Origin of the sequence: Streptococcus constellatus (assembly GCF_902167705.1) — a bacterium.
Taxonomy (GTDB): domain Bacteria; phylum Bacillota; class Bacilli; order Lactobacillales; family Streptococcaceae; genus Streptococcus; species Streptococcus constellatus_A.
The window spans coordinates 1-16,382 of record NZ_CABHMZ010000027.1 but is presented as its reverse complement, the minus strand read 5'-3'; the positions used below and the strand labels follow the sequence as shown (position 1 = coordinate 16,382).

Here is a 16,382-nt window from a genome sequence, read left to right as displayed (position 1 = left end):
TCTTAAAATTCCCAATAAAAACGTTTCTGATCAGCTTTTTCCTCACAGCCCAGTTTTCGATAAAATTCATGGGCTGCAGTTCGAGAAATGCCAGAGTTTATGCGAATACCTGCATAGCCTGTAGCTGAACCTTTTTCACGCACAGCCTGCATAAGCGCTTTGCCATATCCCTGCCCTTGAAAATCTGGAGCAACAGCTAAAAGCAAGGATGAAAAGTAAAGGCAATCATAACGGCAAGTGTGGGTATAACCGACAATCTGTCCTGCCGCATTTTCTGCTACCAAGATAAAATGATCTGACCTATCCAACAGTTCTGATAGTTTCTGAAACGTTTCTATCAAACCAAAATCATAGCCGAGAGCAGTTGCATTGATTTCCTGAATAGCTGCTGCGTCTGAAAGTTCTGCTGGTCGTATCATATTCGCACCTCTTTTTCTTTCTATTATAGCAAAAAACAGCGGTAATCGCTGTTTAGAGATTATTTCGACATTTGCTCTTGTAGCCAAATTTTAGCGTCATTCAATGGCGTGGCTGTAGTTACATCTGGTTCGATAGGATTATTCTCATAACGGTTCCCTTTTCGGTCAACAATCCGAGAGACCGTCAGCTGAATTGTTGCCCCGTCATAAAGAGAATAAACCATGTTTCCTGTTGTATAACCAGCTGTTGGCTTACCAAAAATTTTAACGTTTGGTAAGCCTTTGAACGCTAATGTCGTCATTTCGCCAGAACTAGCTGTATTACCATTGACTAAAATTGCTATTGGAATTCTTTGGGAACTATTTTTTTCTGTCTGCTTGCTTGCTAATATTTGTGATAAAGTAGTAGCTATTTTTTGCCCATTTGCATATTCAAATTGAAAGAGAGTCCCGCCAGGCAAAATAGTAGCTAATCCACCAATCATAGGATACATATTACCACCGGTATTGTTCTCCAAATCCACAATTACTCCCTTGTAAGTTTCCTTTGTCAATGCCTGATGTAACATTGTACGATAAGTCTTAGCCTCTTTCTCGTTTCCCATAAAAGGAGGTAATTTCAAGTAAAGAATGCCATCCTCATTTTTTATGATAGGAAGCCGGCTCTCTTCCTTTTGTGAACTCCTAAATTCCTTCGGTGTATAAAAATAAGAATGCTTTCCTCCCGATCGTTTTGTCATTTTCTTTAGAACTGGATAGGTATCTGCATACGTTTTGGCAGATTTGACTTCTTTTAATGCTTTTTCCTTTTCTTGTGACCAATTTTCATCAATATAAAGAGCAGAATTCATCTTATTTAGAGCAGACTTTGCGTACTGCTCTGGACTAGGTGGCAGAAGATAGATATCATAATTAGGTCCAAAATGTAACACTGCTCCCAATACCGCTAAAAGCAATACTCCTAGCACACCTAGACAACCAATGCACCCCTTTTTCATTTATTTCCTCCATCACTTACTTTATTATCCCTATTATATGGAAAAATAGAGCCAATTGCCTTAGCTCTATCTTACAATTTACAATTATTTCTTACATTTTTGTAAGGTAAACTTATCAATTGATTTCCGAGTGTTGATAGCCATAGATAAAATAAATAATAGTTCCGACTAGTAAGGCAAGCCCGAATGCCAGCCAAGTATCAGAGCCATATTGGGTCATGAAAGACAGGCAGATAATAATCGATAGGATTGGTGTCAAGGGTACCAGAGGAGTTTTAAATTCCCCTGCTTGAGGAAGCCCTCTATCCTTGCGCAGCTTCAAAATAGCCACTGCTAACAAAATCAGATAAGCCAAGGTGCAGATATTTAGAAAGGATGCAATACTGGCTAGCGGAAAAATACCAGCACACACTGCTGCAGCTATTCCTACCAAAATCGTTGCATTTTTCGGAACTCGACTAGTAGCGGTTAATTTCCTGAAATATTTTGGCAACAAACCATCACGTGCCACACTATAAATCATGCGAGACAGAGCATAAGTCATGGAAATGCAGACAGTAATCAAGGTCAAAATAGCCACTACCGACACATAATTAGCCGCCCAGCTAAGACCGACACTACGAAGAGCAAAAGCAACAGCATCTGCCACATTTAACTTGGTATAGTGTACTATCCCTGTCAAAATCAAAGTTATCACAATATATAAAACCGTTACGATACTAAGAGACAGCACAATCCCTCGTGGAATATTTTTTTGCGGCTCCTTAATCTCGTCTACTGCCATAGAAATAGACTCAAAGCCCAAAAAGGCAAAGAACATCAGAGAAGCACCAGCCATGATACCAACTTCACCACCATAAAGTTTACCAAAGCCAAATGGAGCAAACTGAGACCAATTTTCAGGCTTAATAAAGAAAATTCCTACAAGGATAAAAAGGGCAAGTGCCGAAAACTTTAAGACAACCAAAGCAGAATTAAACCGCAGAGCTGCTTTAGAATTTAATAAAACCACACCCGTCACAAATACCAAGACAAGTATCGGCAGTAAGTCTACATAAGTTCCCGCTTGCGGATTAAAGGTTCCGTTGAGTGCTTTGGGCATACTCAAACCAAATCCACTCAGCAAACCTTTCAAATAAGAAGCCCAACCAGAAGCAACGCTAGATACAGCCGTCATAAATTCCATAATGGTCAGCCAACCTGCTATCCAAGCTGGAAATTCTCCAAGAACAGCATAGAGATAGCTATAAGCGCCCCCATTTGCAGGAATTCTCGATGCAAATTCTGCATAAAAGAAAGCAGAAATACTCACGCAAAGAGCAGAAATAATAATCGAAATCACCAAAGCAGGACCGGCTAGAGTTGCAGCCGCCGTTCCTGTAATCGTGAAAATCCCCGTTCCCACCATAGCGCCAATTCCTAACAAAATCAAATCCAACAATCGTAAATGACGACGCATGCCAGTCCGATCTCGACTGACATCTTTTTTCCGAAAAATATTCATAACCATCTCCTCAAAATGTTAGATATCCCATTATATCACAGATTGCGGGATTTAGACATAAGAAATAGGATTATTTATTCTTTTTAAACACATAATAAGATGAACCATAAAAGATTAGTAACGAGACAATAATAATGGCAATAGGAATAATCGTTGTCCATAAGGTGTCTGTTATCTGCATTTCTTTTGTCCAACGCTTTAAAAGTCCCGTTAAAATCATCCCTCCTACAGGAAAAAGCATAGGCTGAAACACTTTATCTCGCCTAATCGCAAACAAACAGATAAGAAAAGACATTCCCATTAACACCACATCCCAAGGATTTGAAATGATAAATACGAAAAACGTTGCTAAATTTTCCTCTGCCAACCATCTCACTAGCAATCCTACAGCTACTAAAAAGACACTGCTTACTCCAATAACCCATTTTGTATAATGGCTATAAACGGTCTTCGCTAGGACTAGAAAAATCAATCCTATTCCAAACAAGCCAAGTACAACATCACTTAGATAAAGAAAAGGAGATATAGTCAAATAAGTAGATGATGAAAAACTACTCAATAAACGACAAAAAGCTAAAATCACTCCAATCAAACCACTAATAAATAACGCACTTTTTAAATGTATCCTAGGACTATTGTTGACCAATTCATCAGCCATTCCTTTGGGAGCATTGCCGAAAAACTCTTGAGCACTTATGCCGTCTCTTTCTGCGTCCGAAAAATCCAATACCATTTGATAAATCTGCTCCCGAATAGCTCTTTCATCACGCAGGAGAGAAGATAAGACCATGTATTCATTGATTTTGTCAAAATAAGCTTGATTTTCTGGACTCAATCGCGCAATCAATGCTTGAGTTCTTTGAATGATTTCTTGAATAACGACATTTTCTTTTTTCATTTTAGATTCCTCCATGTTTTTACTTTTTCGACATTCGCCGCCAACACTTCCCACTGTTGCCAGAACGTTTGCAAATAAAGTTCACCGTCCACTGTTATAGTGAAATATTTGCGATCTGGTCCATCTGGAGAAGCCTTGAGCCAGCTTTTGATGTAGCCTTTTTTCTCTAGCTTTTGCAGCAGAGGATAAATGGTTCCTGCTACAATATTAAAACCTAGTTTTTTCAGTTCTTGGATCAGTTCATAGCCATAAATTTCCTTTTGGGAAATGATTTCTAACACACAGCCTTCTAAAATACCTTTTAAGAGTTGTGTCTGTTCCATCTACTCACTCCTTTCAATCACTATTTTGTAATACAAACTACCTTTTCTGGAACTAGTATATCATTTATCTACTAGTTTGTAAAGCATATTAGTGATAATATAAAAAAGGCTGGGTTCCCCCAACCTACAATTTTCTATCACATCGACACAATTCTACGATAACTGCGTGATGTAATCAGAAAGACGAGTATATAGACGATAAGAAAAACAGCACAAACGCCAAGCGTAACTTCCAACATCAATGTAGCATTTAACACACCCAGAACTTTCAGCATGAGGCTTAACATATGGTAAGCAAATGCCAGATGTACAAAGGCAAAAGCAAGTGGTAAAAAGAATACAGTCAGCATTTGTTTGCGAATAGTTTGCTTGGTCTGCTTTTCATCTAGACCTACCTTTTGTAAAATCACAAAGCGCTCGCGGTCTTCATATCCTTCTGAAATTTGTTTGTAGTAAATCACCAAAACCGTTCCTAACATAAAGACAATAGATAGGAAAATTCCGATAAAGAAAACTCCGCCGAGCATGCTCATGATTTCCTGCACACCTTTAATTCTTGTATAACCATACACACCAGCATTATCTGGGAGAGTTGTATTGAATTGCTGCAATTTTTTCTGATAAGTTGTATCCAGATCCCCTTTTTCCTTATCAGAAGCCTTGATATTCAGCCCACCATATAATTCTGTGTTAATCGTGTAGTGTTCCTTTTGTGCATCTGCTATCTTTTGTGAATCATTGACAACCATAAAAAGTGACTGCGGCACAATGATATTGTACTCATCCATGATATTCTCAAGGACAAAGTCTTCTTTTAAGAGTTCTTTTACTGTCAATTCTTGTCCAACCAGTTTAAGAGGTTGATCTTGCTTGATAGACATTCCTTTTGCAAAGATTGCTGTCTCATTGTCTTTCAAATCCAACGTTTTGCCAGTCATCTTTTGATAATCCACAGCTGAAAACAGAAGAATATAAGCTTGCGGAGAAACTTTGTTTTCTCCTTTTGGATAAATATCAAGCTGATTGCCGTTTTGTTTTTTAATTCCCATTGAATAATATTGATAGGCATTTTTCTTAGTGACTTCTAGATGATTTTCATTTGCAAACTCTGTCAATGCCTGTTCCAATTGGGTAGCTGATACTTCTCTTCCTCGTATAATATAGTCTTGTGGATACATCACTTTTTTCAGGTAATCAGCACCTGCATAAATATTGATACCACCAGCTAAAGTGACCAAGACCATAGTTGACAAAATCGAAATCGTCGCTAAGCCAACCGCATTTTTCTTCATCCGAAAAATCAGATTGGACACAGAAATCATGTTATTGGGCTGATAGTAATATCGTTTGTTTTTCTTGAGCAGTTGCAAAAATACTGTAATCCCTGCGTTGAACAACAGATAAGTCCCTAAAATAACAAAGAGAACCGCTACGAAAAATATGAGAATCGCTGCCATTGGATTTTTTACACTAAGAGCTAGATAATATCCATAGGCTAGAGAAGCCAGTCCAACAATCGTTTGAAGTAGAAGAAAATGTCCTTTTTTCTCACCGCTGCTCTTTTCCTTAGCCAGCTGCAACGCATTAAAACGTAAAATCCGAAAACCATTGACAACCACTAGACCTGCAAAAATAAAGGCATAGGTTGCCACAACAAAAATCAGAACAGGTAATTGGAAAGTTGAAACCAATACAACTTTGAACCCCATCAATTTCAGTAAAAAGGCATAAATCAGTTTGTCAAATAGGACACCAAATCCTAAACCAATGGCTACAGTCGTCAAGCCTAGAATCAATAGCTCAATGAACACCATCGTAAAAAGGTGACGTTTATTGAGTCCTAGCATTCCATACAGCCCCAGCTCTTTCGAGCGATTTTTCATGACAAAACTATTGGCGTAAAAAACGATAATCGCCGCAGCAATTGTCACAACAATCACGCCAAGAGCTAAGACAAACACAATAGAGCTTGCCCCCTGCATCTTTTGCAAATGGGGATTAAAGGCTAGGGAATTAAAAATATACGAAATAGCAACGACCAAACAAGTTGCCAAAGCAAACGGATAATACAATCTGCGATTTTTCACTAGGTTTGAAACTGCTAGTTTTCCTGCTAATCTAAGCACCTTGACCCACCTCGCTTGCCATAACCGTTAGAGTATCAGAAATCTCTTGGAACATCTGCCGCTCGGTCTTGTCTCCTCGGAAGATTTGATTGTACAAAATTCCGTCCTTGATGAACAGCACACGCTTAGCACGGCTGGCTGCAGAAGTCGAGTGCGTCACCATAAGAATCGTCTGTCCGCGGTCATTGATGTCATCAAACACATCTAAAAGCGCTGCTGAAGATTTAGAGTCGAGTGCGCCTGTTGGCTCGTCCGCCAATAAAATTTCTGGATTGGTGATAATAGCACGTGCTACTGCCACCCGTTGTTTTTGACCGCCTGAGATTTCATAGGGGAACTTTTCTTGCAATTGGTTAATCCCCAGTTCATTGCAGGTCGTAACCAGCTTTTGCATCATTTCTGTAATCGGACGGCGCGACAGAACGAGCGGCAAGAGAATGTTGTCCTTGACCGAGAGCGTGTCTAAGAGATTGAAATCTTGAAAAACGAAGCCTAATCTTTCCCGACGAAAGCTCGAAGCCTGACTGTTTTTAATCGTCGCTGTATCCGTGCCATTGAGAAAGACGCGTCCTTTTGTTGGTTTATCCAGCATAGCAAGAATATTAAGCAGAGTGGATTTCCCAGAGCCCGACTCTCCCATGATAGCGACATAATCGCCCTCATCTACTGTGAAATGAATGTCTTTCAGTGCTTCCACTTGATTACCTTGAAAGCGAGTTTTGTAAATTTTCTTCACGTGTTGTACATCTAATAATGTCATGATTTTCTCCTTTTTAAAATCCAAAATATAACTGTTGCGCTGATTGACTCACTTCGTAGCCAAATTGCGCTTTTTCAATATCTTTTACGCTTGGCTGAAGCAATTGCCTGTCTTGTTTCAATAAAATTTTACCATATTTCATCTTGTTCTCCTTTTTTGATACTACTTTGCAACGAATTGCTCGCCGCAAGACTATAATTTACTCATTTTTGAACGAGATAAGCAATGCAAATAATCAACCATAAATGAGCTGGATAAAAGATATAAAAGAAATACTTGCTCCACTTGGTTGCAGGACCGCGCTCACCATTATAAAGTGAAATGAAAGGCAGTACGGTGATAAAAAGCCAATCGGAATTATAAAACATCATTAACAGTGTGTCGATCCATGTCGGGTAAATCTGAATACTCATACAAAATAGGATAACCGCTAAAATACCATACAGCAGATTTCGTAGTTTTTTCTTTTCCCTGCAAGTATAGGTAATCAGCATAAATGGAATAATGACCATGCCACCTTCTGTCACAAAACCAGCCAGCAAGCAGACAACAATGCCTAAGATAAAGTGAATGGGCTGGCGTTTGATGTCAATCGAATTGCTATTTTTGGAAATCCCAAAAAAGAGATTTAATACAAGTACACCACAAGCCAAGGTTAGAAAAATATTATTGTATATCTGAACTCCTTTAGACTGAAACAGCAGATTGAGAATCGTATTGCCTACAAACATAATGGCTGCCCAGAAAAAGAGACGTACATTATAAAGCAAGCGGCTCCGTGTATATCGAAAACCTTCCACTGCTGCAAAAGCAAACCAAACCGCCACACAACGTGTTAAAGCATGAAAAATACTCACCCATTCACCTGACAATAAACCTGGTATTTTTTCAAGGTGATCAAAGACCATTAAAAAGGCCATTAAGAGCTTGAGCTGAAAAGCGTTCAATCCTTTTGTTTTCATAACTGCCTCCTCTATTAAACATCATTCATTTTCTAATCTTATGATACAAAAAAAGAAAGGCTACTACCATAACATAACCTTTCATTTTTAGAGACGAACCTTACAATTTTGTAAGATTGCATTTATTCAAATAATAATTTCTTCTCTTTGAACGTCATCATAACGGTTGTGCCTTCTCCGACCACCGACTGCAAATGCAACTCATGCCCCAGTTCATCTGCAATTTTCTTAGATAAATAGAGCCCCAATCCTGATGACTGATGCGTTAGGCGCCCGTTGTAGCCGGAAAAACCTCGCTCAAACACGCGCAGAAGATCAGCATCTTGAATTCCCAAACCAGTATCCTTCATATACAAGGTATCTTCCTTAAAGAAAATCTCAATGCCACCTTGCTTCGTATATTTAAGACTATTAGAAAGCACTTGCTCTAAAATGACAAGAAACCACTTTTTATCTGTGATAATGGTGTGATTCAAATCATGCAAATTCAAACGAAGACCTTGCTGAATAAAGAAAATCGCATATTTTTTGACAACATCTTTGACCAAGTCCTCTATATTTTCTTTTTTCACGACTAAGTCATCATGAAAACTTTCCAAACGCAAATATTGCAGGACTAAGTTGGTATAAGAGTCGAGCTTAAACAACTCCTGCTCCAATTGATTTTTGAGCGTCTGATCCTGTAAATCCTGCACCAAGAGCTTACTCGCAGCAATCGGTGTCTTAATCTGATGCACCCAAAGTGTGTAATAATCTAGTAAATCACTCTGCTTTTCTTGATGTTGTAATTGCAGCCCTTTTTTGTCCTTTTCTAAAGTTTCGATTTTGGAAAAAAGTAATGCTTCTAAAGGAGTGTGTGCCTGACTTTCAGCATATAAAACGGCACGGCGAAAATTTTGATATTGTTTAACAAAGTCTAAGATGACGCCCAGCAAGCTAATCAAGAGCAAGAGCAACATGACATACTGCAAAACAGCACGTTCATCTTCAAAAAGATAAGAAAAGATAAACAGCAGACCATAAAAAATAAGTAGCAGCAAACATAAAAACTGCTTAGAGCGCAGATAATATTTGAAAAATAGACGCTTATTCTGATAATCCATTGGTTAATCCGTAGCCTATTCCTTTCTTTGTTTCAATGAAATTCTTGAGCCCTGCTTCTTCTAATTTCTTACGCAGCCGCGCAACATTCACAGATAAGGTATTGTCATCAATGAAGAAATCGCTATTCCAGAGTTCTTTCATCAGATCATCACGGGCAACAATGCTGCCTGAATGCTCAAACAACACGCGCAAAATCTGAAATTCATTTTTTGTCAGTGTAATCACTTCTCCCTCATACATCATATCCATAGATTTTAGATTGAGAATCACACCATGATATTCTAGCAGACTTTGATCGGTACCAAACTCGTAAGACCGCCGCAACAATCCTTGCACTTTAGCAAGAAGGACGTTATTGTCAAATGGTTTGGTGACAAAATCGTCTCCACCCATATTGATTGCCATAACGATATCCATTCCTTGGTCTCTTGATGACAAAAACATAATGGGCACTTTAGAAATATTACGAATTTCTTGGCACCAATGATAACCATTAAAAAGCGGGAGACCAATATCCATCAGCACTAGATGTGGTTCTTCCTTGACAAAAATCGTCAAAACCTGCATGAAATCCTCTACTGCAACCACTTCAAATCCCCATTGTTCCAACATTTTTTTGACTTGTTGACGGATGATGGCATCATCTTCCACTAATAATATCTTGTGCATGCTATCCCTCTTTTCTGTTTTCTTTTTCTATTATAACAAAGACTTGGGAAAATATGCTATACTAACAGTAGATTTACGAAAGAGAATGACTATGGGAAATATTTTTAACTACTTAGAAGATGTACAATACGATAGTATCTACGACCAGTCCTTTACAGCGCTGGATATGCTACTCTTGACTGAAATGACCTATCTGAACTTTGATGACATTGTTACAGAGAGTTTGACCTTACAACAAGCCCATCGCTTGGTTGATGTACCACAATACATGCCCCAAGAAATTTCCATGATGAATACCAAACACCGCTTGGCACTTTTGGAACAAGCCGCTAAGGTGAAGCGCTATAAGAACATCAAACTCTTGGGCTATGTGAATGATATTGATCTTGATGTGCAAAAACAATTTGCTGCTATGACTTATAAAATCAGCTTAGACACCTATGTTATCGCTTTTCGCGGAACAGATGACTCTATTATTGGCTGGAAAGAAGATTTTCATATGACTTATATGGAGCATGTCCCTGCGCAGCAAACTGCTGTACGCTACGTTCAAAAGGTCATGCAGGCATTTCCAACAGCGACCTTTATCTTGACAGGACATTCCAAAGGTGGCAATCTAGCGACTTACGCTGGCAGCCAAGTGGAGCCCGCTTTGCAAGCAAGAATTTCTCAAATCTATAGTTTTGACGCTCCGGGACTGAATCATACAGTGATTGAAACAGACGGCTATCAGGAAATGGCTCCAAAAATCAAACGCTACATTCCGCAAGGCTCTATCGTCGGGATGATGTTGGAAACTCCTAAACAGGCTCACATCGTTAAAAGCGTGGCCATTGGTGGAATCGCCCAGCATGACACTTTCTCTTGGCAGATTGAAAACGAGCGCTTTGTTTTACTTGATACGCTCAACCCAGATAGCATTCAGACAGATAAAACTCTAAAAGAATGGGTGGAGACTGTTCCCGATGACGAGCTTAAAGATTTCTTTGATGTCTTTTTCGGTCTCATTTTAGACGCTCAAATTACGTCCATTGATGAATTTTTCCAACCCAACAGTATCAAGAAATTGCTGACTATCGTCCAAAATGCCCAAGCCCTTACAGATCAAGAAAAAGAAATGCTGAATCGCTTAACACAACTTCTCATTTCTATCCGTTACCAAGCCTGGATTGACGATTTCAAAACACCCAATCCAACTGCTTTTATGACTGATATACGAGAGAACTGGGCTAGTCTGGCGGAGAGGTTTTCCATTTTAAATAAAGATGAATAGCACATCATCATATCTTATATTACAAAGAGAGTGGGACAGAAATCAATAATTCGAAGAATTTGATTTCGTCGTCCCACCTCCGCACAGTTGGTTAGGATAGCCGCTATCACCGGTATAACAAGGGATAAGGATATCCAACCAACCACTGCGTATTGCAAGCCAAACTATAAAATACGTGAGGTTGGGAACTTTTGTCCCAACCTCTCTTTTTTAACGACTTCTCAAATAGGTCGTCCGACCCTTGGACAGAGTGAACCTCTTTTCAGGCAGACCGTCCGACCCTCGGACGAACAGTTCCCATTCACTCCGTGGATCGAGGCGACAAGCTTATAACCCTTACAAAGCGAGGCTGAGACATTATTGTCCCAGCCTCATTTTTAATTTTAATCTTCCTGTGAGCTCACCCAATCAAACTACCATTTGGTACATTTTGATCTACCGTGAGCAGAGTTAGTTGATCACCATATTCTGCTGAGAGGATCATGCCTTGGCTGATACGCCCCATCATCTTGCGTGGTTTGAGGTTCGCTACGATTTGGACTTTTTTGCCGACCAATTCTTGCTCATTTGGATAGAACTTGGCAATTCCAGAGAGGATTTGACGATCTTCGCCGTCTCCAGCATCCAGGCGGAATTGGAGCAATTTATCAGAACCTTCGACTTTAGCAACTTCTTTAACTTCTGCGACACGAATTTCTACCTTGTCAAAATCGTCAAACTTGATTTCCTTACGGTTGAGTGTGAGCTCGACTTCTTCTGGTTTCCATTCCTTCTCAACAACTGGTTTGCCTGCTTCCATTTGGTCCTTGATGTAGGCAATCTCTACGTCCATATCTAGACGTGGGAAGATTGGTGTTCCTTTTTTAACCACAGTCAAGCCTGCTGGCAATCCTGCCAAATCAAGATTTTCCAGCGAAGTTGCTTCTGGCAAACCAAGCTGGAGCAAAATGGCGTCACTGGTTGTCATCATGAATGGCTTGATCAAATGTGCCACCACACGCAGACTAGCTGCCAAGTGGCTCATAACTGCACCCAGTTCAGCTTTCTTAGTTTCATCTTTAGCCAGTACCCAAGGAGCTGTCTCATCAATGTACTTATTGGTTCTGGAAATGATGTTCCAGACAGCCTCTAGCGCCCGAGGGTAATCCACAGCATCCATCTGTTTGTGGTAGATTGCGATATTTTCTGTTACCACTGCTGCCAAGTCCGCATCAAAGTCCGTGATATTTTCTACGTAAGTCGGCACCTGTCCGTCAAAATACTTGTTAATCATCGCAACCGTACGGTTGAGGAGATTTCCAAGGTCATTTGCCAATTCATAGTTGATACGACCCACGTAGTCTTCTGGCGTGAAAGTGCCGTCAGAACCAACTGGAAGACTACGCATGAGGTAATAACGAAGCGGATCTAGCCCAAAGCGTTCCACCAGCATTTCTGGGTAGACGACATTGCCCTTAGACTTAGACATCTTGCCATCCTTCATGACAAACCAACCGTGGGCAATCAAGCGATCTGGCAATTTCATATCCAGCATCATGAGCATGATTGGCCAGTAGATAGAGTGGAAACGCAGGATATCCTTTCCAACCATGTGGAAGACTGTTCCATTATTCCAGAATTTTTCAAAGTTGGCATCTGCATCCTGACCATAGCCAAGAGCTGTCGCATAGTTGAGCAGGGCATCGATCCAGACATAAACCACGTGTTTAGGATTGGACGGTACAGGCACTCCCCAAGTGAAGGAAGTCCGTGATACTGCAAGATCCTCAAGACCTGGATCGATAAAGTTTTTGATAATTTCATTCATCCGACCATCCGGCTGGATAAAGTCTGGATGTGCTTTGAAGAAGTCTACCAAGCGGTCTGCGTATTTGTTGAGACGGAGGAAGTAAGACTCCTCAGAGACCCACTCCACCTCGTGACCTGACGGAGCGATTCCCCCTGTTACTGTGCCGTTTTCATCACGGAAGACTTCTTCTAATTGACTTTCTGTGAAAAATTCCTCGTCTGAAACAGAGTACCAACCAGAATACTCACCTAGATAAATATCATCTTGCGCCAGAAGACGTTCAAAAACATCGGCTACTACTTTTTCATGATAATCATCGGTTGTGCGGATGAATTTATCATAAGAAATGTCCAAGAGTTTCCAGAGTTCCTTGACCCCAACAGCCATGCCATCAACATACTCCTGTGGCGTGATCCCTGCTTCCTCGGCCTTAGACTGGATCTTTTGACCGTGCTCGTCCAGACCAGTTAAGTAAAAGACATCATAGCCCATGAGGCGTTTGTAGCGAGCCAAGACATCGCAGGCAATGGTCGTGTAAGCAGAGCCAATATGGAGCTTACCGCTTGGATAATAAATTGGCGTTGTAATGTAAAAATTCTTTTCAGTCATAGTTTTTCCTTTCAAGGCAAATGAAACCTTTTTTAGTAACACTTCATTATAACACAAATTTATAGCTGATTATAGGTAAAATAGCATAACAATGCGAAAAAAGTCTTGGTAATCATGCCAAGATTCTAGTGACTTTATTAAAGCGGTAAGATAAGAAAATAGCTCGAATGGCTAAATCAATCAGAATTGATAACCAAACACCTGCAATTCCTAAACCAAAATATTGTCCGAAAAGGAATACACCAACCACACGGATTCCCCACATGCCAATAATCGTGCTGTAAAGAGGCGTTTTGGTATCCCCCATTCCTTGAAGAGCACCTGCTAAAATCAAACTAATCGCTAAAACAGGTTGGATAAACCCATCAATTTTTAAAGCGATGCCCACTTGGGCAATCGCAGAGCTATCAGAGGTAAAGAAAGTAGCAAAATAAGCTCCACCAAAAAACAGAAATAGTCCGAAAAATCCTAAGATAATTATTCCATAAAGCGCTGACCAAAAGCCAACTTGACGAATTTTATGATAATCTTTTTCCCCCTTTGCCATACCAATCAAAACAGCTGCTGCCGTTGCTAAACCATAAGCTGGCATGTAAACAAATGATTCAATTGAACCTGCAATATTATGGCTGGCATACGTTTTACTACTAATCGCAACAATCAAGCTCATATAAACCACTTGTCCCAAACGCATGACCAAACGCTCTGCAGTTGCTGGAATGGTCAAGGAAATCAATTCCTTATCACGACATCCAAACCTTAAATCCTCTTTTTGCAAGGCTAGTGCTGAAGATTGTAATTTCTTAAATAATAAAACCGTTCCAAAAATTCTGGCAATTACTGTTCCAATCGCTGTCCCCAATATGCCAAATCCAGTAAATGATCCAATACCAAAAATCAAAACATAGTCAACACATACATTCGTCACATTTGTGATAGCTGAAATCGTCATTGGCGACTTGGTATCACCAGTTGCACGAATAATACTTGCTAAAACAGTCATCAAACTATTAAAACACGTCAATCCGCCAACAAGGTAAAAATAGGTTTTGGCTGCTGCCAATTCTGTTGCATCAAGCCCCATCCAAAGCAAAAGATAGTGTCCAAACAGCACCGCTGCCAAACCAAAAACCAAACTAACAATGAGTCCTAGATAAATCGACTGAACAGCAACGATCTTTGCAGCCTTGCTATTTTTTGCACCAATATTTCGCGATACAAGGGCTGAACAGCCGACTCCAATGGCTATGTAAACCGCTAAGTAAACATTTAGAATCGTATTTGAAACACCTACTGCGGTTACCGCCGTCAAGCCAAGCTTTGCAATCATCAAGGTGTCAATAAAGCCCACCAAAGTCTGTAAAATATTTTCAATCGTTGCTGGTATAGCAAGATTTAAAATAGATTTATGTAATGTATTTGTCATCAGACTGCTTCTTTCTTTAAATTATCTCTATTATCTTAAACTTTTAACTTTAAAACCATAAGCAAAAATATTATAATGTTCAATGATAGACAAAAAAGAAAAAATGTCCATTTAAGGAGAAATCTCATGACACGTCAGGAAGTCAAAACACAGGAAGCTATTTTTATCGCATTTTTTGATTTATTATCTCAAAAATCATTTCATGATATTCGCATCGGCGAATTATGTCGGAAGGCTAATATTGGTCGTTCAACGTTTTATAGTCATTTTACAAGCAAAGATGATTTGCTAATCGCCGTTTGTCATCAGCTTTTTCAACACGTTTTTGTGACTTCTTCTCTTGCTGAACATCAAACCAATCAATCCTTGCACAAAGGAAGCCTTGAAGAACAAGTAACTCATCTTTACCAGCACTTCAAAGAAAATGCTGATAAAGTGACAACCCTTTACCAGCTGAAAGATGATTATTTTAGCCGCAGTCTGCAAGCAGAACTTCAAAAATATTTGGTTCCCATTCTTAAACCCATTTATTTTAAGGAAAGTTCTCTACCTGACCAACTGTTAAATCAATATATTATTGATACCTTTTTAACAACACTTAGTTGGTGGCTACATGCCCGACCAGAACTAGAGGCTGTTGAAATCACACATTTTTATCTCAAATTACTAGCTTGACCGACGACTAAGTATAAAGAAAACATTTGTCAAACAAACATAATGCCAATAACTATACCTAATACATAAGGTAAAATAAGTTGTTAAAAACTAAAAAATAGGCAGACGATTTTTTTATTCTTGATAAATTGTAAAATATAGTTCAACAAAAAATCTCATAGCGTTTCATTGGTGTAAACTGTAAGTAACCACACAAACAGAACCCGAGGAAAAACTATGAGCTACTCCCATCTTACCATAACCGACCGAATAAAGATAGAAACCTACTTGGAATTAGGTTTAAAACCTTGCCAAATTGCAAGTAAACTTGGCGTCCATAAGTCTACCATTTCAAGAGAGTTAAGACGATGTCAAAATGGTTATTCCGCAGTCTTAGCACAGGAACAGTACGACCACAGGGCTAAGCAAAAAGGTCGGAAGTCTTGTTTAACACCAAAGTTGAAAAAGGAAATTGAGAACGGTTTAAAATCCTCCTGGTCGCCTGAACAGATTTGTGGGCGCTATCAGCTTGAACAAAAGCCAATGGTAGCTTTTAAAACCATCTATAACTGGCTCTATGCTGGTTTGATTGATCTGGATTTAAGCGTCCTCCGTCGTAAAGGAAGAACTCGACAACCCAAAGAAACACGTGGGACATTTAGGATTGGCACGCCGATTGCCAAACGTCCTAAAGAGGTTCGGAATCGTGAAACTTTTGGCCACTGGGAGCTTGATACTGTAGTGTCTTCCAGAGGCAAAAGCAAGGGGTGTTTAGCGACTTTTCTAGAGCGAAAAACTCGTTTTTACTTAGCCTTCAAGATACCAGATAGAACAGCCAAAGCCATGTTTTCAGCCATCGAACAACTTT

The 16,382-nt window shown here is 39.6% G+C and carries 16 protein-coding genes; 3 read left to right on the top strand and 13 right to left on the bottom strand.

All coding sequences use genetic code 11. The annotated features are described in order from the left end of the window. Positions 1–2: 2 nt before the first annotated feature. The 11 genes from FQ204_RS08215 to FQ204_RS08170 all read right to left on the bottom strand — a co-directional run bounded on the left by FQ204_RS08215 (position 3) and on the right by FQ204_RS08170 (position 9,763). Positions 3–419 (bottom strand): GNAT family N-acetyltransferase, encoded by a 417-nt coding sequence (locus FQ204_RS08215; protein WP_144210551.1) that lies wholly within the window; start codon positions 417–419, stop codon positions 3–5. A 59-nt stretch (positions 420–478) separates the two neighbouring features. Next, positions 479–1,417 (bottom strand): S41 family peptidase, encoded by a 939-nt coding sequence (locus FQ204_RS08210; protein WP_144210549.1) that lies wholly within the window; start codon positions 1,415–1,417, stop codon positions 479–481. A 115-nt stretch (positions 1,418–1,532) separates the two neighbouring features. After that, positions 1,533–2,921, bottom strand: coding sequence for an APC family permease (locus FQ204_RS08205; protein WP_144210547.1), 1,389 nt, complete (start codon positions 2,919–2,921; stop codon positions 1,533–1,535). Positions 2,922–2,991: 70 nt separating this feature from the next. Next, a complete protein-coding gene (locus tag FQ204_RS08200; RefSeq protein ID WP_144210545.1) occupies positions 2,992–3,819 on the bottom strand; it encodes a hypothetical protein in 828 nt (275 codons plus the stop codon). Then, positions 3,816–4,142: a PadR family transcriptional regulator gene (locus FQ204_RS08195; RefSeq protein WP_144210543.1), complete on the bottom strand. Its 327-nt coding sequence runs from the start codon at positions 4,140–4,142 to the stop codon at positions 3,816–3,818. The genes FQ204_RS08200 and FQ204_RS08195 overlap by 4 nt, the downstream gene beginning before the upstream one ends. 137 nt (positions 4,143–4,279) lie before the next feature. Continuing rightward, positions 4,280–6,268, bottom strand: a complete 1,989-nt coding sequence (locus tag FQ204_RS08190; RefSeq protein WP_144210541.1) for an ABC transporter permease — start codon at positions 6,266–6,268, stop codon at positions 4,280–4,282. Continuing rightward, entirely contained in the window at positions 6,261–7,028 is a 768-nt protein-coding gene (locus FQ204_RS08185) for an ABC transporter ATP-binding protein (protein WP_144210539.1), read from the bottom strand. The genes FQ204_RS08190 and FQ204_RS08185 overlap by 8 nt, the downstream gene beginning before the upstream one ends. Positions 7,029–7,041: 13 nt before the next feature. After that, positions 7,042–7,170, bottom strand: a complete 129-nt coding sequence (locus tag FQ204_RS10730; RefSeq protein ID WP_022526886.1) for a hypothetical protein — start codon at positions 7,168–7,170, stop codon at positions 7,042–7,044. 61 nt (positions 7,171–7,231) lie between these two features. After that, positions 7,232–7,990 (bottom strand): TraX family protein, encoded by a 759-nt coding sequence (locus tag FQ204_RS08180; protein WP_144210537.1) that lies wholly within the window; start codon positions 7,988–7,990, stop codon positions 7,232–7,234. 122 nt (positions 7,991–8,112) lie between these two features. After that, the gene (locus FQ204_RS08175) at positions 8,113–9,093 is read right to left on the bottom strand and encodes a sensor histidine kinase (RefSeq protein ID WP_144210535.1); all 981 of its coding nucleotides are present in this window, start codon (positions 9,091–9,093) and stop codon (positions 8,113–8,115) included. Next, positions 9,077–9,763 (bottom strand): response regulator transcription factor, encoded by a 687-nt coding sequence (locus FQ204_RS08170; protein ID WP_144210533.1) that lies wholly within the window; start codon positions 9,761–9,763, stop codon positions 9,077–9,079. The genes FQ204_RS08175 and FQ204_RS08170 overlap by 17 nt, the downstream gene beginning before the upstream one ends. A gap of 91 nt (positions 9,764–9,854) precedes the next feature. Between FQ204_RS08170 and FQ204_RS08165 the strand changes: the two genes are divergently transcribed. Next, a complete protein-coding gene (locus FQ204_RS08165; protein ID WP_144210531.1) occupies positions 9,855–11,036 on the top strand; it encodes a DUF2974 domain-containing protein in 1,182 nt (393 codons plus the stop codon). Positions 11,037–11,436: 400 nt separating this feature from the next. Here the strand turns inward: FQ204_RS08165 and metG are convergent, their stop codons facing one another. Both metG and FQ204_RS08155 read right to left on the bottom strand, forming a co-directional pair. Continuing rightward, positions 11,437–13,434 carry a methionine--tRNA ligase gene (gene metG, locus FQ204_RS08160; protein WP_144210529.1) on the bottom strand — a complete coding sequence of 666 codons (1,998 nt, stop codon included), beginning with the start codon at positions 13,432–13,434 and terminating at the stop codon, positions 11,437–11,439. Positions 13,435–13,546: 112 nt separating this feature from the next. Beyond that, positions 13,547–14,860 (bottom strand): MATE family efflux transporter, encoded by a 1,314-nt coding sequence (locus FQ204_RS08155; protein ID WP_144210527.1) that lies wholly within the window; start codon positions 14,858–14,860, stop codon positions 13,547–13,549. Positions 14,861–14,986: 126 nt separating this feature from the next. Between FQ204_RS08155 and FQ204_RS08150 the strand changes: the two genes are divergently transcribed. After that, positions 14,987–15,535, top strand: a complete 549-nt coding sequence (locus FQ204_RS08150) for a TetR/AcrR family transcriptional regulator (RefSeq protein WP_144210525.1) — start codon at positions 14,987–14,989, stop codon at positions 15,533–15,535. 216 nt (positions 15,536–15,751) lie between these two features. Next, positions 15,752–16,382 (top strand): IS30 family transposase (locus FQ204_RS08145; protein WP_144207107.1); only part of this gene is annotated, 631 nt, incomplete at its 3' end.